Annotated in this window: 14 protein-coding genes and 2 rRNA genes (1 of these 16 cut by a window edge); 6 read left to right on the plus strand and 10 right to left on the minus strand. The window is 60.4% G+C overall.

The window, feature by feature from the left end:
- Nucleotides 1-26: 26 nt before the first annotated feature.
- From ACSQ27_RS19170 to ACSQ27_RS19180, 3 genes are all read right to left on the minus strand, one after another.
- Nucleotides 27-3074: an ATP-binding protein gene (locus tag ACSQ27_RS19170; protein ID WP_436157076.1), complete on the minus strand. Its 3048-nt coding sequence runs from the start codon at nt 3072-3074 to the stop codon at nt 27-29.
- A gap of 187 nt (nt 3075-3261) precedes the next feature.
- A complete protein-coding gene (locus ACSQ27_RS19175; protein WP_436157077.1) occupies nt 3262-4359 on the minus strand; it encodes a M4 family metallopeptidase in 1098 nt (365 codons plus the stop codon).
- A gap of 12 nt (nt 4360-4371) precedes the next feature.
- On the minus strand, nt 4372-4851 hold the full coding sequence (locus ACSQ27_RS19180; RefSeq protein WP_436157078.1) for a 4'-phosphopantetheinyl transferase family protein: 480 nt from the start codon (nt 4849-4851) through the stop codon (nt 4372-4374).
- A 358-nt stretch (nt 4852-5209) separates the two neighbouring features.
- On the opposite strand from ACSQ27_RS19180, the gene ACSQ27_RS19185 reads away from it, so the two are divergent.
- The 3 genes from ACSQ27_RS19185 to ACSQ27_RS19195 are packed head-to-tail and all read left to right on the plus strand — an operon-like array spanning nt 5210 to nt 10022.
- Nucleotides 5210-6961: an adenylate/guanylate cyclase domain-containing protein gene (locus ACSQ27_RS19185; protein WP_436157079.1), complete on the plus strand. Its 1752-nt coding sequence runs from the start codon at nt 5210-5212 to the stop codon at nt 6959-6961.
- 35 nt (nt 6962-6996) lie between these two features.
- Nucleotides 6997-8130 (plus strand): phosphatase PAP2 family protein, encoded by a 1134-nt coding sequence (locus ACSQ27_RS19190; protein WP_436157080.1) that lies wholly within the window; start codon nt 6997-6999, stop codon nt 8128-8130.
- Nucleotides 8131-8138: 8 nt separating this feature from the next.
- Nucleotides 8139-10022, plus strand: coding sequence for a hypothetical protein (locus tag ACSQ27_RS19195; RefSeq protein ID WP_436157081.1), 1884 nt, complete (start codon nt 8139-8141; stop codon nt 10020-10022).
- Between the two features lie 13 nt (nt 10023-10035).
- Here ACSQ27_RS19195 and ACSQ27_RS19200 read toward each other — a convergent pair whose 3' ends face one another.
- The 5 genes from ACSQ27_RS19200 to ACSQ27_RS19220 all read right to left on the minus strand — a co-directional run bounded on the left by ACSQ27_RS19200 (nt 10036) and on the right by ACSQ27_RS19220 (nt 14595).
- A complete protein-coding gene (locus ACSQ27_RS19200; RefSeq protein ID WP_436157082.1) occupies nt 10036-10683 on the minus strand; it encodes a Crp/Fnr family transcriptional regulator in 648 nt (215 codons plus the stop codon).
- A gap of 63 nt (nt 10684-10746) precedes the next feature.
- Nucleotides 10747-11409: a helix-turn-helix transcriptional regulator gene (locus tag ACSQ27_RS19205; protein ID WP_436157083.1), complete on the minus strand. Its 663-nt coding sequence runs from the start codon at nt 11407-11409 to the stop codon at nt 10747-10749.
- Nucleotides 11410-11524: 115 nt separating this feature from the next.
- On the minus strand, nt 11525-12433 hold the full coding sequence (locus tag ACSQ27_RS19210) for an esterase/lipase family protein (protein WP_436157084.1): 909 nt from the start codon (nt 12431-12433) through the stop codon (nt 11525-11527).
- Nucleotides 12434-12476: 43 nt separating this feature from the next.
- Nucleotides 12477-14072 carry a GMC family oxidoreductase N-terminal domain-containing protein gene (locus ACSQ27_RS19215; protein ID WP_436157085.1) on the minus strand — a complete coding sequence of 532 codons (1596 nt, stop codon included), beginning with the start codon at nt 14070-14072 and terminating at the stop codon, nt 12477-12479.
- Nucleotides 14073-14088: 16 nt separating this feature from the next.
- Nucleotides 14089-14595 (minus strand): hypothetical protein, encoded by a 507-nt coding sequence (locus tag ACSQ27_RS19220; protein WP_436157086.1) that lies wholly within the window; start codon nt 14593-14595, stop codon nt 14089-14091.
- 109 nt (nt 14596-14704) lie between these two features.
- Here ACSQ27_RS19220 and ACSQ27_RS19225 point away from each other — a divergent pair, with 109 nt between their 5' ends.
- From ACSQ27_RS19225 to ACSQ27_RS19235, 3 genes are all read left to right on the plus strand, one after another.
- Nucleotides 14705-15403, plus strand: coding sequence for an FFLEELY motif protein (locus ACSQ27_RS19225; protein WP_436157087.1), 699 nt, complete (start codon nt 14705-14707; stop codon nt 15401-15403).
- 75 nt (nt 15404-15478) lie between these two features.
- The gene (locus tag ACSQ27_RS19230) at nt 15479-17164 is read left to right on the plus strand and encodes an AMP-binding protein (protein ID WP_436157088.1); all 1686 of its coding nucleotides are present in this window, start codon (nt 15479-15481) and stop codon (nt 17162-17164) included.
- 24 nt (nt 17165-17188) lie between these two features.
- On the plus strand, nt 17189-18109 hold the full coding sequence (locus ACSQ27_RS19235; RefSeq protein WP_436157089.1) for an MBL fold metallo-hydrolase: 921 nt from the start codon (nt 17189-17191) through the stop codon (nt 18107-18109).
- A 254-nt stretch (nt 18110-18363) separates the two neighbouring features.
- Here the strand turns inward: ACSQ27_RS19235 and rrf are convergent.
- Both rrf and ACSQ27_RS19245 read right to left on the minus strand, forming a co-directional pair.
- Nucleotides 18364-18476: ribosomal RNA gene (rrf, locus tag ACSQ27_RS19240) — 5S ribosomal RNA — on the minus strand.
- A 143-nt stretch (nt 18477-18619) separates the two neighbouring features.
- Nucleotides 18620-21441 (minus strand): 23S ribosomal RNA (locus tag ACSQ27_RS19245); it runs 58 nt beyond the window's last position.

The raw sequence follows: 21441 nt of genomic DNA on the forward strand, positions 1-21441 counted from the left end.
CGGCGGCCCATGGCGGGCGGCGGTACCTAGCGCGCCATCAGTTGCGCCAGGCGGCCCCGTTCGCTCACCAGGCCCGACTCGTAGAGCCGGGCGCCGGTGAGGGCGATCAGTTGCTCCGCCTGGTTGAACAAGGAGGAGGCCTCGCTCCAGGAACCGGCATCGGTCTTCTGGCCCAGGACGCCACCACAGACAATCAGCGCCCGGCATTCGGTCAGGCGATTGCTGCGTTGCTGCGAAAGCACCAGCGCTTCCTTGGCGGTCGCCAGCGCCTGCTCATGGTCTCCGGCCTGGTAATGGCGCTCGGCAAGGCTGACGCGAATCTCGGTTTCAAATTCCACCGCGGCACGGGTGCCCATGATCAGCTCGAGGGCTTGGGAATAGCTTCGCTGCGCCGACTCGAGGTCACCGGCGGTGGCCTCCACCAGGCCGCCGCACCACAGGGCGAAGGCCCTTGAGTAAGGGCTTTTATGTTCTTGCGCAATCTTGGAGACCTTGGCCGAATGCTTCTGCGCGAGCGCCGTGTCGCGAAAACACAGGGCCAACTCCACATACAGGTAATGCGCGATCTGTTCGATCACCGGGTCGTTCAACCCGCCATCGGCGGCCTCCATTTGCTGCAGGCACTGCTTGGCTTCTTCCAGCCGGCCCATGCGTATGAGCAGTCGCGCGCGGATGCCGAAGAGCCACTGCTCAATGCTGAAGTCAATGAACTCCCGGTCGAACTGGTCGATATTGGCGACCCCCAGCAGCGCGGCATCGTTCGCGACCAAGCCCTGTTCCAGCAAACCTGCCCAGCCGTAGGCCTGGCTGAGCGCCACGTTGAGCATGGCAACCCGCCCCACATCCTTTCCCGGGGGCGTCAGCGACAGCGCGTTGCGCACGCATTGCACATAGTCATCGGCCGGCCCACCGCCCGACTGGACGATGCGTCCCTGCGCGAACAGCAGCAACTGCTCCAGGCGGGTGTCCGCCTGCCTGGCCAGGTCGATCGCTTCGTGGCTGATCTTCTGGACCTCCTGCGGATCCAGGCCTTCACGCCAACCGAGGTACATGATGCGTCCGCCCGCCAGGGCCCTGAGGATATCGATGCTGGGTGATCGCGCCTGCCCCTCCAGCAGCGCCCAAACCTTGCGCCAATGCTTGATCGCCTGGCCGGAGTTGGTCGAGCCCGTCCATTTGGCGGCGCGAGCCTCATGCTGCGCCGCATTCACGAGTTGGCCGGCGGCTTCGTAGTGGTAGGCGATCAGCGCGGCGAATTCGCCGGGTTGCGCGCTGTAGTGCGCCTCCATGGCGATGGCCACCGCGGCATGCAGGTTGGCGCGCCGCGCCCGCAGCTGGGTGTTGTAGGCCACCTCCTGGATCAGCGGATGGCGGAAAGCGAAGCGGCGCCCGCCCGCGATCTCCCGCAGCAGTTGCAGCAGTTCAGCCTCACAGAGGCCATCAAGCCCGGTTTCGAGTTGGCTCACCAGGTACACGGCCACTTCCTGCAGCACGGCCAGCGGAATCTCCTTGCCGATCACGGCGCAGATATGCAACAGCGTCCTCTGGGTGGCGACAAGCCGGTCTATGCGCTCCCCGATCACCGCCTGCACTGTGGCAGGCAAAGCGTGGACCAGGGAGGCGATGTCCGATTTCCGGTGGCCCGAAACGCCCAGGGATTCGCTTTTCTCGACCAGCGAATGCATCAACTCCTCGGCGAAGAAGGGATTGCCGGCCGAGCGCTCCACGATGAGGGGGAAAAAATCGAGCAGCTCGGGATGGTGGCTCAGCCGCTCGCGCACCAACTCCTCCGTATCGGCCAAACTCAGGTCCGCCAGCTGTATCGCCCGAAAGTGGCGCATCGTCCACCACGGGGCCTGGTAACCCGGCCGGTAGTTGAGCAGCAGCAATGTCCTGGTTCCAGCCACGGCGGCGACCAGCGCCGAAAGAAACTCCGCACTGGCATCGTCCAGCCAATGAAGATCTTCAAAAATGATGACGGAGGTGTTGGCCCCGGCCTGTTTTACGAGCTCATGCAGCAGGCCCAGCAGCCTGGCGCGCCGTGCCTTGGCGTTCAGCGAACACGGCTGGCTGTTCGGGTCGGCCACGCCCAGGAACTCGCTGAGCAATGCGAGGTCGTCCGACATCACCGTCCCGAGCTTTGCCAGCCCCAGCACAATGCACTCCCGCGCCTGGGCCGCATCGTGCTCCGGCGTGATGTGGAAAAAGCAGCTTCGCAGCAAGAGCAGGACCGGCTGCAAGGGAGTGGCATGGCCGTAAAGTTGGGTCCTGACCTCGGATACCGGAACGCAGCGGATATGGCACCACTGCGAAAACTCATGGCAGAGCCGGCTCTTGCCCGTGCCGGGCGCGCCCGACAAGCCAATCACCGAGCCTTCGCCATTCTCGGCGCGGCGCAGCGCATCCTGCAGCGCACTGAGCTCTTGCGCACGCCCGCGAAAAGGCGACAGCGCCGCCTCATGAAAGCTGTGGTTCTGCACATCGTTCTTCATGCCCAGCAGGACGTGAAGTTCGACGGGCTCCGCGATCCCCCTGAGCGGATGTTTGCCCATGGGCCGGACGTCGCAGGCCGTGCGCACCAACGCCAGGCAGTCGGCCGTGAGGCAAATCCCGCCGGGCTCGGCGAGCGCCACCACGCGGCTGGCCAGGTGAATTGAATGGCCGTGCACGCCGCCGCCCCGGGTGGCATCGACCGCCTCGGGGTCCAGTGCGACCTGGCCCGAATGCAGGCCGACCCGGATGCGCAGACTCGAGTCGGGGCCCTCGAAAGCCGTCTGCATCGCCAGCGCGGCTTCGCAGGCCAGGCTGGCGTGGCCTTCCAGCGCGCGGGGCACGCCGAACAGGGCCATGATGCCGTCACCGAGGGTGCGCACGACGGTGCCGCCGAAGCGCTCCACCGCATTGCACATGCGCTGCACGGCGGGCCGCAATTGCTCCATGGCCTGCTCCGGGTCCAGGCCGGCCACATGCTCGGTGGAGCTGACAACGTCCGCAAACAGGATGGTGGCATGCTTGAGCGCACCCCACTGGATTTCCGAGACCAGCGGGGGCAGGGCACTGGCGGGCTCCTGCACACTGAGCCCAAAGGCGGCGCCACAGTTACCGCAAAACCGGTTACTCACCGGGTTCACGGTCAGGCACGAAACACAGCGCAACGACATCTTCTTTTTGTCCCTCTCCACAACGGGAAAACCACAAGGACGAATCGTTGCACGAGCCCCGCAACAAATCAAGGCATTAGTAGCTTTGCCTGAGGGTTGCCTAGGGGAGCACTTTCACGGTCTGCCAGGCGGAGACAACGGCGCTGTACTCTTTTGACTTACTGCCGAAGCGCGCGCTGGCTACGCGGCTCGTCGCACGCGCCGCATCCAGGAAGCTGGCCTTGGGCTTGAGCTTGGCGAAGGCTTCGTACCAGATCGGCCCGGCTTTCTCCCAGGAGAAGCCGCCTATTTTTTTTGCAGCCAGGTAAAACGCATGGTTGGGGATGCCGGAGCTGTCATGGACGTCGGCGCCGTCGACATACTGCTCCATGGTCTTGAACTGGTCGTCGTCGTACCAGGTCAGCTTGCGGTTACCGGGGTCTTTGAGCGAGCGTATGGCCTTGCCGTGCTGGGGCGCGAGCATGTTCTCGCCGAGCAGCCACTTGGCCTGGGCCGCCGTCTGGCGCAGGTGCCACTGCTTGACCAGGCTGCCCATGACATCGGAGAAGGATTCGTTGAGGGCGCCGGCTTGGCCCTGGAGCATGTGCGTCTGCTCCTCGAACTCACGGTCTTTGCGCGCCAGCTTGACCACACCCAAGCCGCCGGGGATCATGTACTGGACAACGCCATGGGCCAGTTCGTGGGTAATGATGTCCAATGCCTCGGTGAAGCCTCCGACGTTCTCATCCCCGTCGCCGTAAACCATCTGCTCGCCGGTCCACATGGCATTGGCGAAATTCTTGCCGAAATGCACCGCCGACTCCACGCGCATGCTGCGGTCGTCGAGAGAATCCCGCCCGAAAATCTGGTGGAAAAAATTCAGGGCAATGCCGGTGTTGTCGTACACCTGGTTGACGCTGCGATCCTTGACCGGCTTGTCTCCTTCATGGCGCACCGGCTTGCCCGGCAGGTCGGTATCGAAGCCGGCATTAAAAATACTGCGGCGATAAGCCTGCGCCGGCATGAAAGACTGGGGGGATTGGACCGTGCGGGGAACGGGCGCCTGCTTGGCGCAGACATGGCGGTGCGTGCGCAGCCGCATGCTGTTTTCGATGTGCTCATTGAGCCGCTGGCGCTCCTCTTCCCCGGATTTCTCGGCGAGCTTGCGAAAAAGCTTGGACGGGACGGCAAAACAAAAGCAGCGGTACGCGGGTTTCACGAATTCGGCCCTTCAGTGCGAAAAAAGCCGGGGCGCAAATGCCAACAGGCTCAAGCCGCCCGAATGCGGCACACTGAAGCCGATGGCACGGCAATCCACCAAACAAGGCTTGCCATAGGCTCCCGTGCCAATGCGAACGTCAGCAGCAGCGACACCGGTACGCCCAAGCACCATTCGCAGCACCGCGCGCGTTGCCTGGCGCTGACGGCGCTCTTCGGGCGGGACGATGCCGGAATACTGCTGCGGCAGGAAGTACGCAAGCGTCGAATAGCTCTTTTGCACGCTGAACTGTCCCAGCGTGATGATCACACTGAAAAGAGGCAATAACAGGGTGCTGCAAAGCATCCCGATGAGATATGCAGAGCCCACCCATCCGGCATAAACGATATCAATGCGCCCTTCCGACACGAGAGACAGAATCAGAAAAGGCAATATTTGAAACGGGAGGGAGCCTGTCGCTGAAAAAACACCGGCCCCAATTAGTACGCGCAAAATTACTCCAATCTGAAATCCCGATGGTCTTTTCGCTCACCTGGCACCCTATCGCCTTCAGCACAGGATCAGAAGTTGAACACTGCGGACGATATTTTTCCCAAGGCGGCTAGCCCATCCAGGATGGCGACGTTCACCCCAGTTTTTGTATAAGGCAGCCGCAAAGCGGACCTTTAGTGCATCAAAACCGCAGCTAAATGCAATCTACCATGGGTTTTGCTCAAGCATAACAATTCCGATGTTTCTGTAGATAAAGCCGCGCACAGTATTTCCATTACCCGCGTTCTCCTCCAAAATGAGGAGGTAAAAATTTGTTACGCCGCTTACGATGTACCCCCTGACTGAATTTCCCGCCCACATGAACCGGAGCACCAAGGTGCTGCTGGTCATGGATGTGGTGGAGTCCGTCAGGATCATGGAACAGGACCAAGATGATTTCGTACGGCGGTGGCAACAACTGGTACAGCAGGCTGAGCAGCGAATCCTGCCGCTGCATGGCGGCCGCATCGTCAAAAGCCTGGGTGACGGCCTGATGCTGGAATTTGCCAACGCTCAAGGCGGTATCAAGGCGGCGTTTGCCATGCAGCATTTCAGCCAGCAGGCCAATTCCCGCCTGCAGCCTGAGCTGCAAATGCATCTGCGCATGGGCGGCCACCTGGCGAGCTTTGTGACGGACCAGCATGATATTTATGGCACCGACGTCAATCTGACCGCGCGCTTTTGTACCCTGGCGGGTCCCGGTGAACTGGTGGTAACGGCCGCGCTGCGCGACAACCTCACTGCCAACCTGGACGCCGACATCGAGGATCTGGGCGAATGCCATCTCAAGCACGTTGAAAAGCCCGTCCGCGCTTATCGCATTGCTCCGCCAGGAGAGCATCCGGTGATCGCCCTCAGCAAAACGGTGCGCCTTGACCTGCGTCCTACTATTGCTGTCATCCCCTTCGCGATGCGAAGTTCCGAGCCCGGTCATGAAATGCTGGGCGAAGCGCTGGCCGACGAGGTCATCGCCGCACTGTCCCGGACCTCGGAACTCCATGTGATCTCGCGGCTGTCCACGACGGTATTCCGTGAGCGGCAAGAGGCCATTGAGGATATCCGCACGCACCTGGGTGCCAGCTATATTCTTTCGGGCACCTGCCGCAGTATGGGTGTACAGCTTGCACTGTTTGTCGAGCTGATTGATGCCAAAACCGAGCATGTGGTCTGGGCAGACAATCTCAAAGGGGAAGTGCACGGCGTGTTTGCGATGGATAACGAGCTGATTTCGCGGGTGGTGGCGGCCATCAGCTCTTCCGTCATGTCCCAGCAATTGGAGCGAGCCCAAAGCCAGGCCCTGCCGACGCTGGACGGCTATACCTTGCTGCTGGGTTCGGTCGCACTGATGCATCGCACGGCGTTCAGTGAGTTTGACCGCGCTCGCGCGATGCTGGAACACCTGATCGACCGCAGCCGCCGCCATCCAATCCCTTACGCATGGCTGGCGAAATGGCACGTACTACGGGTACAGCAGGGGTGGGCGGAAAACCCCGAGAAAGAGAAACAGCTTGCGTTGGATTGCACCAAAAGAGCCCTCGACATTGACCCAACCTCTTCTCTGGCGCTCACGATAGATGGCTTCGTTCACACAAATTTGCTGAAGAACCTGGAAGTCGCCGCACAACGCTACGAAGCAGCGCTAAGCGTCAACCCCAATGAGTCCCTGGCATGGCTGTTGACCGGAACACTTAATGCGTTCAGGGGAGACGGAGGCGCGGCGTTTGACGCGAGCGAGCGCGCCCTGCGCTTGTCTCCTCTCGATCCAATCCGGTATTTCTATGATTCATTGGCGGCGTCAGCCGCTGTATCGGCCGCTCAATATGAGCGTGCAATCGAGCTTGCCTTGCGGTCACTGCGCAGCAACAAAACACATACATCCACATACCGTGCATTGGCCATAGCTCAGGCAATGTCGGGAAAACTGGAAGCGGCATCTGCGACGGTTACCAGCCTGCTGAACCTGGAACCGACCTTCACGGTTAGCAAATTTCGTGAGCGATCTCCTAGCAGCGAGTACCCGATCGGAGAAGCTTATGCCAACGCGCTGAAGCTCGCCGGCCTGCCGGAATAAATGAGAGTGTTTCAACTTAACGAGGAGAATTGACTATGAGTAGTCTTGGTGGACTGGGCGGTTTGGGGGGACTTGGCGGACTTGGCGGACTTGGCGGTTTGGGCGGTTTGGGAGGGCTCGGTGGACTTGGCGGCTTGGGAGGGCTTGGCGGTTTGGGTGCGGCTGGCTCGGATCCGCTGCTTGCAGACGGCCTGACAAAAAGCCGCTCAGCCCTCGTCGGGCCGTTCCAAGGCCCCACCCTGCCGGTGAACCTGCCCCTTCCTATCGACAAGGCGGATCGCCTGACGCAATGGGCAGCCGAGCGGCGACTGCAAGTCTGTGAACTTGAGCTGTTGGGCGGACTGCATTTCGATGTCAACCAAACCAAAGAATCAGTGACGCTGGGCTTTGTCGACTTGAACAAGAAGCCGCTCAAGGATCACACCGTTGTCCGTTTGATACGTCCTACCGCGAAGGTCTTCAAGCAACAGGTCGGGCTGGTTGCCAACTACGCAGAACTGCGTGAAGACCGGGGTAGCGAAATCCTCAGCCAGACGACCCCTCAGGTGCCCTATTGGGGATCCGTTGTGGGTTTACAGCCGCACCGCCATAAATGGACATTGGAGCTGATAACGCTGTCGCTCCTCCTCGCCTCGGATGTGGAGATGCGCTTCAAGCATGCTTTCGCCTGCCCGCGCCCCATGGAGCTGTCACCGCAAGTTCAGCCGATGATCGACACCCCCGGCCACGCCAGCTGGCCCAGCGGGCATGCGACGGAGGCATTCACCGTGGCCACAGTGTTGCTGGCCCTGCTTGAGAACGCCAATGGCACCGGCGCCAAATTCCGTGAGCAGCTGGAGCGGCAAGCGGCCCGCATCGCGGTAAATCGCACGGTGGCAGGCCTGCACTACCCCGTGGACAGCGCCGTGGGAAGGCTGCTCGGCACGGCTCTCGGCGACTTCCTGGTGGCCCGCTGCCTCGGCAACAACAAGCTTCACGAGCGCGGCTTCGACGGCCGGAAGTTCCATACCCCGCAAGGCGGCGTCGTCGATTTTGACCTGCGCGTTTCCATGGACGACCACCACAGCGGCTATTACGAATACCTTGGCAAGGTCGGCAACATTGCGGCTTCGCCGCTGCTGGCCTTCATGTGGTCCAAGGCCGTCAAAGAGTGGAAACCCCTCCAGTAAGGATAGTCATGACCTGGAGCAAACTTCCAAAAGGCGGGTTCACCGGTATCGACTGGTCCAAGCCCGACGCAACGAATGGCTTTGACCCCTATCTGGTGTGGGCTGAAACCGACCGGTTTGCGGGTTATGGCGACAAGCAGCCGAAGTGGCTGCCCGTGGCGATTGAGCTCAGCGCCGGCACCAGCATCGCCCAATTCATAGCCGCGGCCTCACCTCTGTGGCTGCATGTGCCGCCGGTGTACACCTCCAGTGCCGCGCCGGTGGGGCTGCGCTACTGCACGGCCCGCGTCAAGCCGGCGTTCTTCAAGCACATCCAGCCGGGCGGCAACCTACATGCGCTGGTCAGGCGGCTGGAACTGGGTTTGGCCGCAGGCCTGCATACCGAAGGTCCGGGCTCCGCCGGCACGCCCCCCCGCGCCCAGCCCCTGCTCAAGGGCAAGGTGATGGCGGTCATCGACGATGACCTGGCTTTCGCCAACGCCAATTTCCTGCACAAGGGCAAGGCACGTACGAAGTACTTCTGGCGGCAAGACGGCAAAGGTGTGGGCGGCACGCCGTCAGGCCTTGGTTATGGGCATGAACTTACCGCCGCTGACATCAACCACGCGATGCAACAGCGCACCTACGACGGTGTGGTAGACGAAAGTGCGGTCTATGCGCATTTCAAACTTGAGACACTGCGAAAGCGCGTCAGTCATGGCACACATGTGCTGGACTTGGCGTGCGGCCCGCGGACCTTGCTGGCACAGGTAGCCGATCTTCCACCAGGCTTTGACGGGCCGGCCAGCTGGGCGCCGGCCGACGACGATGCCAGCCGCTGCGACATCATCGCCGTGCAGCTGGACTACGACACCGTGGCCGATACTTCGGGCGGCTCGATGAACGTACACGTCCTTGATGGATTGATGTATGTTCTTTCCCGCTGCGCACATGACGCGAAAATCGTGACCAACATCAGCTTCGGCACCGTGGCCGGGCCGCATGACGGAAGTTCACTGCTGGAAGCGGCGATGGACCAGCTGATCACGCTCTGCGGCCAGCGGCTGCGGATCGTGCTGGCGGCAGGCAACAGCTACCAATTGCGCACGCACGGCAACGTGACCTTGGCAAAAAATGAGCACGCAGTGCTGCATTGGCGCGGGCAACCCGATGACGCCACCGAAAACTTCCTGGAGTTGTGGCTGCCGCCGCAGTCCCAGGGCATCCGGATAGAGATCACGCCTCCTGGACAGGCTGCACTGCCGGCCCTGGGCTTCGGCGAGTCCCGCATGTGGACGGGCAACGGCACGCAGCCGCTGTGCGCGCTGATCTACCCCAAAAGCGTGGCAACCGGCACGCACGGCACTTGCGCGCTGATCGCGTTGGCGCCCACCTTCAGTTTCAACCAGGGCACCGCCACGGCCCCCAGCGGCGTATGGCAGATCAAGCTGACCAACACGCAGCCGGGCAAGGTCACGGTAGACGCCTATGTGGAACGTGACGACGTGGTGACCGGCACGCGAGGAGGGCGCCAGTCGCACTTTGAAGACGCGCTGTACGACATGAGCGGCAACCCGGGCTCTTTCGTGGATCACCCCGACAACCCGACCTTGATCCGGCGCAGCGGCAACTTCAACAGCATTGCCACCGGGCGCAAGACGGTGTCCGTAGGCGGCACGCGGATCGTGGGGTCGCACTGGGCTCATTACTCCCCGCAAAAACCGGACCCTGATGCATGCAGGCCCGAGCGTCCCGGTGTGGTGAAGACCCCCAGCACCGCGGCGTTCAGTGATGAAAATCCCGCCTTGACGGGGGTTCGGGCTGCAGGCACCTACAGCGGTTCAGCTGTCCGGCTCAAGGGCACCAGTGCCGCGGCGCCGCAGGAAACGCGGCGCATCTTCAACGCGATATAGACCGCCCTCGCCGCTACCAGCGGCTGGGCAGTTTCTTGAGCAGGGTGATGCGCTTGGTGCCCATCTCGATGTAGCCGCCCTTTTCAAGGTCTTTGAGCAGGCGGCTCACCATCTCGCGCGAGGCGCCGACGCGGCTGGCGATGTCCTGGTGGGTGATGGACTCCAAGGTGACTCCCTCGGCGGTATCGCGGGTCGCGACGTCGTCGTGGGCTTCCAGCACGGCAATCAATCGCCCATACACGTCGAGCAAAGCCATGTTGCGGGCAGCTTCCGTGGCGGTGCGGGCGCGGCGGATGACCTGGACCACCAGATTGATGGCAAATCCTGGCTCATAAACCAAGTGCTCGCTCACTTCCGTACGACTGAGTACGGCGCAGGTGCAGGGCTCCAGGGTGATGACCGAGGCCGAGCGGGGCCCGCCGTCCAGCGACATTTCGCCGAAATAGTCGCCTGAATGAATCCTTCCATAGGTGATTTCCCGGCCGCTTTCGTCCATGGAAAACACTTTGACGCTGCCTTTGAGCAGTACGAACAGGCTGTCCCCGATTTCGCCCTCGTTGATGACGACCGCCTTCTTGGGATAACTTCGCACCGCGCCGCGCATGGCCAGGGTACGTAATTCGGGGGTCAGATGGGCGTAAAGATCTTCTTCGGGCGGCATAGGCAGACTCATGTTATGAGTCGTAATCTAGCACGTTGCCGGCCCGTTGCGGCCATCAATCTCTCAATGAATCTGTCCGAGCGGCAAGGGAGCGATGGGCGGCAGAATCGCCACGCGGTTGACCAGTTCACGGACACCGCTGGAAGCGGTCTTGGCGCACAGGCTGCGCACGTGGCTGCGCACGGTGGAGACGGCGACTTTCATCTGCGTGGCGATCTCGGGCGTGCTCAGGCAGCGGCACAGCAAGACCAGCACCTGCTCTTCCGTGTGGGTGAGGCCGTGGTTGCGGGCAAACGCGCCGAACACACCGGACTCGCTGACCCCCACGCGCGACAACAAGAGCGCGATCCGGTCGCAGGGGCCACCAGGCTGGCGCTGCAGCGGGACCAGGGCAAGTGTGAAATCCACGGCCTCGGCAGCCAGCCTGATGAGGCCGCGCTTGCCGGCCATGGCCTTGCCCAGGGCATTCTGGAAGGCCTTGGCATCAGCCGGCATGAGGACCTTCAACTCGCCCCGCTCCGCGCCCAGCACGGCGGCGCGGTCGAGCTCACGCCGGGCGGCCTGGTTGGCGTACAGGATCTTTCCCTGGGTGCTGATGATGAGCACGCCATGGGCCAGCTCATCCAGCAGCAGGGCCAGCAATGCCGGCGCCGGATCGGTTTCGTCCAGGGGAAAGGGGGGCGCGGCCTCCAGGAAGGCGGCATCGGGCTGTGCGTACAGGGTCACGGGGCGCTCCATCCTACAAATAGATGAGCATAAAAAGCCCGGCCGAATGTGGATAGTGAATATGCAGGGTCATTTTTGTGAGAAATTCACAAGAATTCGCCCTCGGCGCTGTTTTTCAGGCCGGCTCGCGCTCCAGCATGGCCAGGGTGGCGTCCATGACCTGCGGCAGGAAGGCCATCTGCACGTGGGCGGCGCCGCGAACCAGGCGGTTATCGGCCCCGGGCAAGGTGGCCGTGGACGCCGGGAACACAATGTTGTCACAGTTGGAGTACCAGCAGGTGAACAGCGCATGGCGGTCCGCCGGCATCTCGTGGTCCAGCTGCGTCTGCCAGTCGGACTGCAAGCGCATCTGGCGCCCATTGTGGCCGTGGCCGAAGCGCGCCAGCCAGGTCCCGCGGTGCGGCGATCCTATGGTGACGATATGGAAGACCCGGGCCTCGGCCCGCATGCGCTTGAGCCAGGCCCGGACAGCCAGCCCGCCCATGCTGTGGCACACCAGCAGCGGCGGCAGGCCGGTCGCCTCGGTGACCTGGCGGACCGCCTCGTCGATCTGGGGTGCATAGTCGTCAATGGAGCCGAACACGGGCTCGAGGCTGACGGCCACAAAGGCGCGCCCGCCGGCCTGGACGCGCCGCAGCCAGGGCGTCCACAAACCGCGGTTGCAGAAAAAGCCATGCACAAACACGACGCCGCGGCGTCCGTGGACGGCTGCGGGGGGCGCGAGCTGGTCCGGCACCACATTCATGCGAAAGGGCTGGCGCCAGCAGAACACGCGCGGCGCTGTCAGAGTCTCACCCACCCAGGCGCGCAGCAATTCCATCCAGGTAGGCTGCGGCGCCCGATCCTGTTTGTTGACGTGGTGGAGAAAAACGAATTCAAGCGCCAGGAAAGCGGTGTAGCCCAGCGCGATGGCCAAAAACCCCGTGATGGCCAGCACAGGGGAATCGCCGCGGAACCAGAGCAGCCAGCCAAAGGCCGCTGCGACCAGGGACAGGGTAATGAGTCTTTGTAGTTGGGCCAGCATGAATCGGCAAAAAGGAGAAAGAAGCGGGGTTAGCCGCAGTATCTCAGGCCAGTGTGACAGCCCGGCCCGAGAGCCTGCCGGCCAGGTCCTGCGCCAGGCGGTTCACCATGCCATAAATGGACAGCTGCGGGTTCGCGCCTATGCTGGTCGGGAACAGCGAACCGTCGTGGATGGACAGGTTCTCCAGCTGCCAATGCACGCCATCCGGCCGGGTGACGCCTCGGCGTTCGGTGCCGGCCATAGCGCAGCCGCCCATGACGTGGGCGCTCACGACCCGCGTCAGCAGGGGTTTCATCGGCAAGGCATTGACCGCGTCGCGCGCCTGTGCCCAGGTGGTGTAGGGCTGAGCCATCTCGTGCAGCGGCAGCACCTGTTTCGCGCCCGCCGCGAACTGGATCTCCATCATCGACAGCAAGGCCCTGCGCCCGCCCTCCATCACGTAATCCGTGAGCGGGTAGTCCAGCACCGCGGAGTTGTCGCCGCGCAGCTTGACCTGCCCGCCCGGCGACTCGTCATGGAAGCCGTCGCGCAGCAGCGCCAACAAAGTGTGGTTGTAGGGGAAGGATTTGAGCAGCTCGTGCTGGCCCTGGCCGAAGCCCGGCACGGTCGACGCAAAAATCACCGGGTGCAGCGGAGGCGCCTCGAGCTTGTAGCCGATGGGGCCGTCGATCGCCTGGGTTTCCAGGAAGTGGTCGGAGTAAATGGTTTGCGGTGCGCCGTTCCAGGCTTCCACTTTTTGATCGAACACGCTGGAGGACATGACCACGGGGTGCAGAAAGGTCCGGGCACCGAGCACCCCGTGCGGATCGGGCGCCTGCGAACGCAGCAGCACGGCCGGCGAGTTGATGGCGCCGCCGGCGAGCACATAGTGTTTCGCGGCGATCCTGATGGTCTCGCCTGTGCCCAGGCTGCGGCACACGAGCGCGGTGACCTTGCCGTTGGCCAGCTCAAAGCGTTCCGCGCGGGTTTCGGTCAGCAGCTGCGCACCCTTGTCGAGCGCCGCGGGAATGGTGGTGACCAGCATGGACTGCTTGGCATTCGTCGGGCAGCCCAGGCCGCAGGAGCCGAGGTTCCAGCAGCCTTTGACATTGCGCGAGATGGCCGAAGCGGGAATTCCCAGCTTGGCCGCACCCCTGCGCAGCAGGTCGTTGTTCTCATTGGGGGGCACCAGCCAGGGCGTGATGTTGAGGCGCTGCTCCGCCTGGGCAAAGTACGGCGCCAGCGCGTCCGTGGTGTAGCCGTCCAGCCCGAACCGCTCCTGCCAGAACTTGAGCGTGGAGTCCGGCGTGCGAAAGGAGCTGGTCCAGTTCACCGTGGTGGAGCCGCCCACGCAGCGCCCTTGCAGGATGTTGATGGCCTTGTCTTCGGTTTTGCGCGCCGCGCTTTCCTGGTACAGCGAAGGATAGGCTTCGGATTCTTTCTGGTTGAAGTCGCTGCTGCTTTTGAGCGGGCCCTCTTCAACCATCACCACCTGCAGGCCGGCCTTGGCCAGCAGCTCGGCGGTGACGCCGGCACCGGCGCCGCTGCCGATGATGGCAACGTCGCAGCGCATGCTCTGCGGCACCGGCGCCAACGCGCCGCCCATGACTTTCCAGCCACGCGCGATGCCCTCACGGATCGGGTCTTTCAGTTGGCTCATGCGGCTTTCGATGCTTCTATATCTTCATGGGACCGGGATATCCCAGCAGCGGCCAACTGGCTGGGTCGGAAAAATACGCGCCCGCGGTGATGTCATGCAAGGCGGCGTAGGCCTGCTGGCGCAGGGCCAGCCTGGACAGGCGCATGTCCTGAAGTGATTGCTGGATGTCGGCGATGGACGACTCGTCCCATGGTTGGCTCAGACCGGCCAAGGTGCGCCGGCCTGCGGCGCTGGCGAGCAAGGCCAGCAGTTGCGAAAGTTCAGCCTGCGCGTGCGGCGGCAGCGATTGCACCAGCGCGTCGATGCGGCCGAGCAGGCCGTTCAGCGCGATGTGCCGCGCGCCGTCGTCGGCCGGCAGGGTCTTGTCCAGTATGGCCCGGCCGACGGCGGAAAATACCTCACGCCCCGAAGCGCTCAGGGAGCCGCCGGCAAGGCCGGGCTGCAACAACGCGGCCGTGCCACCGGCAACCAGCAACACGGCGGCCGACGCGGCGCCGAGCTTGAGGAGCGTTCTTCTTTGCATCCCGGCAGTTTCGCATGGGCATTTAAGTTTCAATAGGGGCCGGTACCTAGATAAACTCCGGGTTTGTATGGACGCCTCCGCACAACAAATACACGACGCGCTAGAGACCGTGGCCAGGCTTCGGCAGCAGCACAGGGCCGACCCGCCGCTGGCCAGCGCCAGCGCCGAGGTCAAGCGCTTCCAGGCACGCCGCTTCCAGGCCACCTATTCCGACCTACTGCACAGCCATCGGTATAAAACGGCGGCCACGTTTTTTCTGCAGGAGCTCTACAGCGACAAGGACTATGCCGAGCGCGACCAGCAGTTCGCGCGCATCGCTGGCACCATCGCCAAGCTTTTTCCGCAGCCCGTGGTCAACACCGCGGCCGCGCTGGCGGAAGTGCACGCGCTGACGGAGCAACTCGACGACCTGATGGCGCGCCAGTGGCTGGCGGACGTGGCGGCCGTCCCCCAAAGCAGTGAATGCGCGCGTTACATCCGCTGCTGGCGCCGCGTCGGAGACATAGCCGCGCGCGAGCGGCAGCTCGAAGTGGTGCTTCACCTGGGACGGGAGCTCGACCGCCTGACGCGGACGTTCGGGCTTCGCACCTTGCTCAAAATGATGCGCGGACCCGCAGCGGCGGCCGGGCTGAATTCGCTGCAGCATTTCCTGGAAACCGGCTTCGACGCCTTCGCCGACATGCGCGGCGCGGGCGAGTTCCTCAAAGTCATCAAGGACCGCGAGACAGCCTGGATTCACTCCCTGTTTGAGGACGACGCTGTCACCTGCGAGACCAGATTGGGCCATTTGCTCGCGGCCGGGCCCTGATATCGCGCCCACATTAGGACAAGCCCCATACGGATTCCATTGCATGGCTTTCACAATGGTCTGCAAGGAGTTTGTATGAACAAGCATTGGCTCAAGAGTTATCCCGAAGGCGTTTCGCACGAAATCGATACCGAACAGTTCCGCTCACTGACACATCTGCTGGAGGAATCGTTCAGGAAGAACGCAGCCAAGCCGTTCTCGGTGTGCATGGACCGCTGGATGACTTACGGCCAGCTTGACGAGCTTTCGTCGGCGCTGGGCGCCTGGCTGCAAAGCCTGGGTCTGGAACCAGGTGCACGCGTCGCCATCATGCTGCCCAACGTGCCGCAGTTTGCCGTCACCATGGCCGCCATCCTGCGTGCGGGTTATACCTGCGTTAACGTCAATCCGCTGTACACCGCGCGGGAGCTGGAGCACCAGTTGCGCGATTCCGGCGCGACGACCATCGTGATCCTGGAAAACTTCGCGGCGACCCTGGCGGAGGTGATTGAACGCACGCCGGTGAAGAACGTCGTCATGGCGTCCATGGGCGATTTGCTCGGCTTCTGGTACGGGCAATGGATCACCTTCGCGGTTCGCCACCTCGCCAAGCTGGTGCCGGCGTACAAGCTGCCGTTGAGCGAAGGACGCAGCGTCACTGCCTTCAACCGCGCGATCGCCGAGGGCAGCCGCCTGGCGCTCAAACCCGCACAAAGCACGCTCGATTCCATCGCATTTTTGCAGTACACCGGCGGGACCACCGGTTTGTCGAAAGGCGCGGTTCTCACCCATCGCAACATCGTCGCCGCGATTTTGCAGGCGGAGGAATGGTTTACCCCCGCCTTGAAACGCATAGGCGACGTCAGCAAGACCAACAACATCGCGGCCTTGCCGCTGTACCACATCTTCGCGCTGACGCTGTGCTTGCTGACCATTCGCTGGGGCGCCCATTTGACGCTGATTCCCAACCCGCGCGACTTCGGCAAGTTCATCGAGCTCCTCAAGAAGAGGCCGTTTCACTTGCTGCCGGCGGTCAACACCTTGTTCAACGCGCTGCTTCAGCATCCGCAGTTCAAGACGGTGGACTTCTCCAGCCTTTGCGTCTCCCAGGCCGGTGGCATGGCCGCATCGGAGGGTACGGCGAAGCATTGGCTGCAGGTCACGGGCTGCCCCATGATTGAAGGCTGGGGCATGAGCGAAACTTGCGCGATCGGCACCAACAACCCGGTGACCAACAAGGATTTCACCGGCACCATAGGCCTGCCGCTGCCCAGCATCGAGATCGCGATCAAGGATGACGACGGCAAGTCGCTCGCGATTGGGGAATCCGGCGAGATCTGCATCAAGGGTCCGCAGGTCATGACGGGCTACTACCAGCAACAGGAAGAAAACAAGAAGGCGTTCACCTCCGACGGCTTCATGCGCACAGGCGACATCGGCATCATGGACGAGCGCGGCTACACCAAAATCATCGACCGCAAGAAGGACATGATCATTGTTTCCGGCTTCAATGTCTTCCCCAACGAGCTGGAAAACGTGATTTCCCTGTGCCCTGGTGTCGTCGAATGTGCGGCCGTCGGTATTGCAGATGACAAGCAAGGAGAGGCCATCAAGGTTTTTGTCGTGAAGAATGACCCTACACTGACCGAAGACGACGTAAGCGCTTATTGCAAGCAGCATCTCACCGGCTACAAACGCCCCAAATACATTGAGTTCCGCGATGACCTACCCAAAACCAACGTCGGAAAAATCCTCAGGCGTGAACTGCGCACATCGGCCTGAGTATTTTTTCGCCGGCAATTGTTGATGGCTGCACCGGATTTCCCGCTGGGGCTGCATGTTTTCGAGCGCGGCTGGCTCTCCGCCAACAACATTTTGTTCACGGGCGGCGACGAAACCCTGCTGGTCGACAGTGGCTATTGCACGCACGTACCGCAAACGCTTTCGTTGGTCGAGTCCGTTCTAGGGTCGCGGCCTCTTGATATTCTCATCAACACGCATTTGCACAGCGATCATTGCGGCGGAAATGCGGCTTTGCAGGCTCGTTATCCAGGTCTTCGCACTTTTATTCCGCCTGGCCACGCACAACAAGTCGCGGATTGGGATGCGGTAGCGCTGACTTATGTGCCAACAGGGCAGCTTTGTCCGCGGTTCAGCTTCACGCAGGCGATTCAACCTGGGATTTCCATGCGCTTCGGATCGGAAATGTGGGAGGTTCACGCGGCGCCTGGGCACGATCCGCACTCACTGGTTTTCTTTGAACCTCGTACCCGGGTGCTTATTTCCGCGGATGCCCTGTGGGAAAACGGATTTGGCGTGGTGTTTCCGGAGCTTGAGGGCGCGGATGCATTCGCAGAAGTCGCCGCAACCCTTGATCTGATTGAGCGCCTGGATCCTAAAACCGTGATTCCCGGGCACGGACGTATCTTTTCGTATGCCCCCGAGGCGCTGGCACGGGCACGCCAGCGCCTGGATTCATTCGTCAGCAAGCCATCGAGGCACGCGCAGCATGCTGCGAAAGTTTTGCTGAAATTCAAATTACTCGAAACCCAGCGCCAGGATTTCGATGAATTTGCGCAATGGGCTGCCGGGACACCTTATTTCCTGCAGATCAAGGACAAGTTTTTCCCGGAAATTCCTGTCCATGCGTGGATCAAGCAACTCAGCGATGAGCTGATTGCGGCCGGCGTCGCCCGCAGGGACGGCGACTACATCGTGAATGCTTGAGCAGCACTAGTTGGCTGGTTGGCTGGTTGGCTGGTTGGCTGGTTGGCTGGTTGGATTGAAACTGGAATTTCTCCTCTGCGATAGCGCCTTTTCACTTCCCGATATCACGCATCGCAAGCAAAAAAGCCCGCATGAATACACGCGGGCTTTTTTAACTGCCGTGCGGCTTGGCCGCTGGCCAACCAGGCAAATCAAGCGGACAAAAGAAAACGCCCGGCTGATCAAAAATCAACCGGGCGTTCCTTGCTGTAAGAGCCTGACGATGTCCTACTTTCACACGGGAATCCGCACTATCATCGGCGCTAAGTCGTTTCACTGTCCTGTTCGGGATGGGAAGGAGTGGTACCAACTTGCTATGGTCATCAGGCATAACTTGTTGACAGACTGTCCAAAGAACAGCCCATCGAATTCATAGAGTAAATCAGATTTTATTTAGATTCGCACAGCTGCTGAGCTGTGCTTTTTGAATGCGTCAACTTGGCATAACAACTTCGAATTAATCAAAGTTATAGGGTCAAGCCGCACGAGCAATTAGTATCAGTTAGCTTAACGCATTACTGCGCTTCCACACCTGACCTATCAACGTCCTGGTCTTGAACGACTCTTTAGGGGGCTCAAGGCCCCGGCAGATCTAATCTTGAAACGAGTTTCCCGCTTAGATGCTTTCAGCGGTTATCTCTTCCGAACTTAGCTACTCGGCAATGCCACTGGCGTGACAACCGATACACCAGAGGTTCGTCCACTCCGGTCCTCTCGTACTAGGAGCAGGCTTCCTCAAATCTGCAGCGCCCACGGAAGATAGGGACCAAACTGTCTCACGACGTTTTAAACCCAGCTCACGTACCTCTTTAAATGGCGAACAGCCATACCCTTGGGACCGGCTACAGCCCCAGGATGAGATGAGCCGACATCGAGGTGCCAAACACCGCCGTCGATATGAACTCTTGGGCGGTATCAGCCTGTTATCCCCAGAGTACCTTTTATCCGTTGAGCGATGGCCCTTCCATACAGAACCACCGGATCACTATGTCCTGCTTTCGCATCTGCTCGACTTGTCAGTCTCGCAGTTAAGCACGCTTATGCCATTGCACTATTAGCACGATGTCCGACCGTACCTAGCGTACCTTCGAACTCCTCCGTTACACTTTGGGAGGAGACCGCCCCAGTCAAACTGCCTACCATGCACTGTCCCCGATCCAGATAATGGACCTAGGTTAGAACCTCAAACACACCAGGGTGGTATTTCAACGTTGGCTCCATGCGATCTAGCGACCACACTTCAAAGCCTCCCACCTATCCTACACAGATCTGTTCAAAGTCCAATACAAAGCTACAGTAAAGGTTCATGGGGTCTTTCCGTCTTTCCGCGGGGAGATTGCATCATCACAAACATTTCAACTTCGCTGAGTCTCAGGAGGAGACAGTGTGGCCATCATTACGCCATTCGTGCAGGTCGGAACTTACCCGACAAGGAATTTCGCTACCTTAGGACCGTTATAGTTACGGCCGCCGTTTACTGGGACTTCAATCAAGAGCTTGCACCCCATCATTTAATCTTCCAGCACCGGGCAGGCGTCACACCCTATACGTCGACTTTCGTCTTAGCAGAGTGCTGTGTTTTTAATAAACAGTTGCAGCCACCGATTTTTTGCAGCCTCATTGGGCTCCCCAAGTAAATGGTTCACCTACTAAAGGCACACCTTCTTCCGAAGTTACGGTGTCAATTTGCCGAGTTCCTTCTCCTGAGTTCTCTCAAGCGCCTTAGAATACTCATCTCGCGCACCAGTGTCGGTTTGCGGTACGGTCGTGTGTAGCTGAAGCTTAGTGGCTTTTCCTGGAAGCAGGGTATCACTCACTTCGTCTGCAAGCAGACTCGTTATCACCCCTCATCTAAGCCCGGCGGATTTACCTACCAGGCACGACTACAGGCTTGAACCAACATATCCAACAGTTGGCTGAGTTAACCTTCTCCGTCCCCACATCGCACTACACATCGGTACAGGAATATTGACCTGTTTCCCATCAGCTACGCATCTCTGCCTCGCCTTAGGGGCCGACTCACTCTACGCCGATGAACGTTGCGTAGAAAACCTTGCGCTTACGGCGAGGGGGCTTTTCACCCCCTTTAACGCTACTCATGTCAGCATTCGCACTTCTGATACCTCCAGCAGGGTTTACACCACCACCTTCACAGGCTTACAGAACGCTCTCCTACCACTTGCAATAAATTGCAAATCCGCAGCTTCGGTAACTGGCTTAGCCCCGTTACATCTTCCGCGCAGGACGACTCGATCAGTGAGCTATTACGCTTTCTTTAAATGATGGCTGCTTCTAAGCCAACATCCTGACTGTTATAGCCTTCCCACTTCGTTTCCCACTTAGCCAATTTTAGGGACCTTAGCTGGCGGTCTGGGTTGTTTCCCTCTTGAGTCCGGACGTTAGCACCCGGTGCTCTGTCTCCCAAGCTGTACTCATCGGTATTCGGAGTTTGCATTGGTTTGGTAAGTCGCCATGACCCCCTAGCCAAAACAGTGCTCTACCCCCGATGGTAATACTTGAGGCACTACCTAAATAGTTTTCGGAGAGAACCAGCTATTTCCAAGTTTGTTTAGCCTTTCACCCCTATCCACAGCTCATCCGCTAGTTTTGCAACACTAGTCGGTTCGGACCTCCAGTGCGTGTTACCGCACCTTCATCCTGGCCATGGATAGCTCACTTGGTTTCGGGTCTACACCCAGCGACTGATCGCCCTATTCGGACTCGATTTCTCTACGGCTACCCTATTCGGTTAACCTTGCCACTGAATGTAAGTCGCTGACCCATTATACAAAAGGTACGCAGTCACCCCTTACGAGGCTCCTACTTTTTGTAAGCACACGGTTTCAGGATCTATTTCACTCCCCTCCCGGGGTTCTTTTCGCCTTTCCCTCACGGTACTAGTTCACTATCGGTCAATGATGAGTATTTAGCCTTGGAGGATGGTCCCCCCATATTCAGACAGGATTTCTCGTGTCCCGCCCTACTTGTCGTTAGCTCAGTACCACAAGTCTCTTTTTGCATACGGGGCTATCACCCGCTATGGCCAACCTTTCCAGGCTGTTCTGCTAAGAGTCTTGCTATCACTAACAGGCTTCTCCGATTTCGCTCGCCACTACTTTCGGAATCTCGGTTGATGTATTTTCCTCGAGCTACTGAGATGTTTCAGTTCACCCGGTTCGCTTCGCACACCTATGTATTCAGTGAGCGATACCCCTAAGGGTGGGTTTCCCCATTCAGAAATCTCCGGATCAAAGCTAATTTGCCAGCTCCCCGAAGCTTATCGCAGGCTATCA

The organism is Polaromonas sp. LjRoot131 (genome assembly GCF_964252805.1).
Taxonomy (GTDB): Bacteria; Pseudomonadota; Gammaproteobacteria; order Burkholderiales; family Burkholderiaceae_C; genus Polaromonas.

Bases quoted from the DNA above. Each gene is read 5' to 3' on its own strand.
- ACSQ27_RS19215 (WP_436157085.1), bottom strand. From the start codon at position 14,072: ATGAGCCAACTGAAAGACCCGATCCGTGAGGGCATCGCGCGTGGCTGG.
- ACSQ27_RS19220 (WP_436157086.1), bottom strand. From the start codon at position 14,595: ATGCAAAGAAGAACGCTCCTCAAGCTCGGCGCCGCGTCGGCCGCCGTG.
- ACSQ27_RS19230 (WP_436157088.1), top strand. From the start codon at position 15,479: ATGAACAAGCATTGGCTCAAGAGTTATCCCGAAGGCGTTTCGCACGAA.
- ACSQ27_RS19235 (WP_436157089.1), top strand. From the start codon at position 17,189: ATGGCTGCACCGGATTTCCCGCTGGGGCTGCATGTTTTCGAGCGCGGC.
- ACSQ27_RS19195 (WP_436157081.1), top strand. From the start codon at position 8,139: ATGACCTGGAGCAAACTTCCAAAAGGCGGGTTCACCGGTATCGACTGG.
- ACSQ27_RS19210 (WP_436157084.1), bottom strand. From the start codon at position 12,433: ATGCTGGCCCAACTACAAAGACTCATTACCCTGTCCCTGGTCGCAGCG.
- ACSQ27_RS19185 (WP_436157079.1), top strand. From the start codon at position 5,210: ATGAACCGGAGCACCAAGGTGCTGCTGGTCATGGATGTGGTGGAGTCC.
- ACSQ27_RS19200 (WP_436157082.1), bottom strand. From the start codon at position 10,683: ATGCCGCCCGAAGAAGATCTTTACGCCCATCTGACCCCCGAATTACGT.
- ACSQ27_RS19190 (WP_436157080.1), top strand. From the start codon at position 6,997: ATGAGTAGTCTTGGTGGACTGGGCGGTTTGGGGGGACTTGGCGGACTT.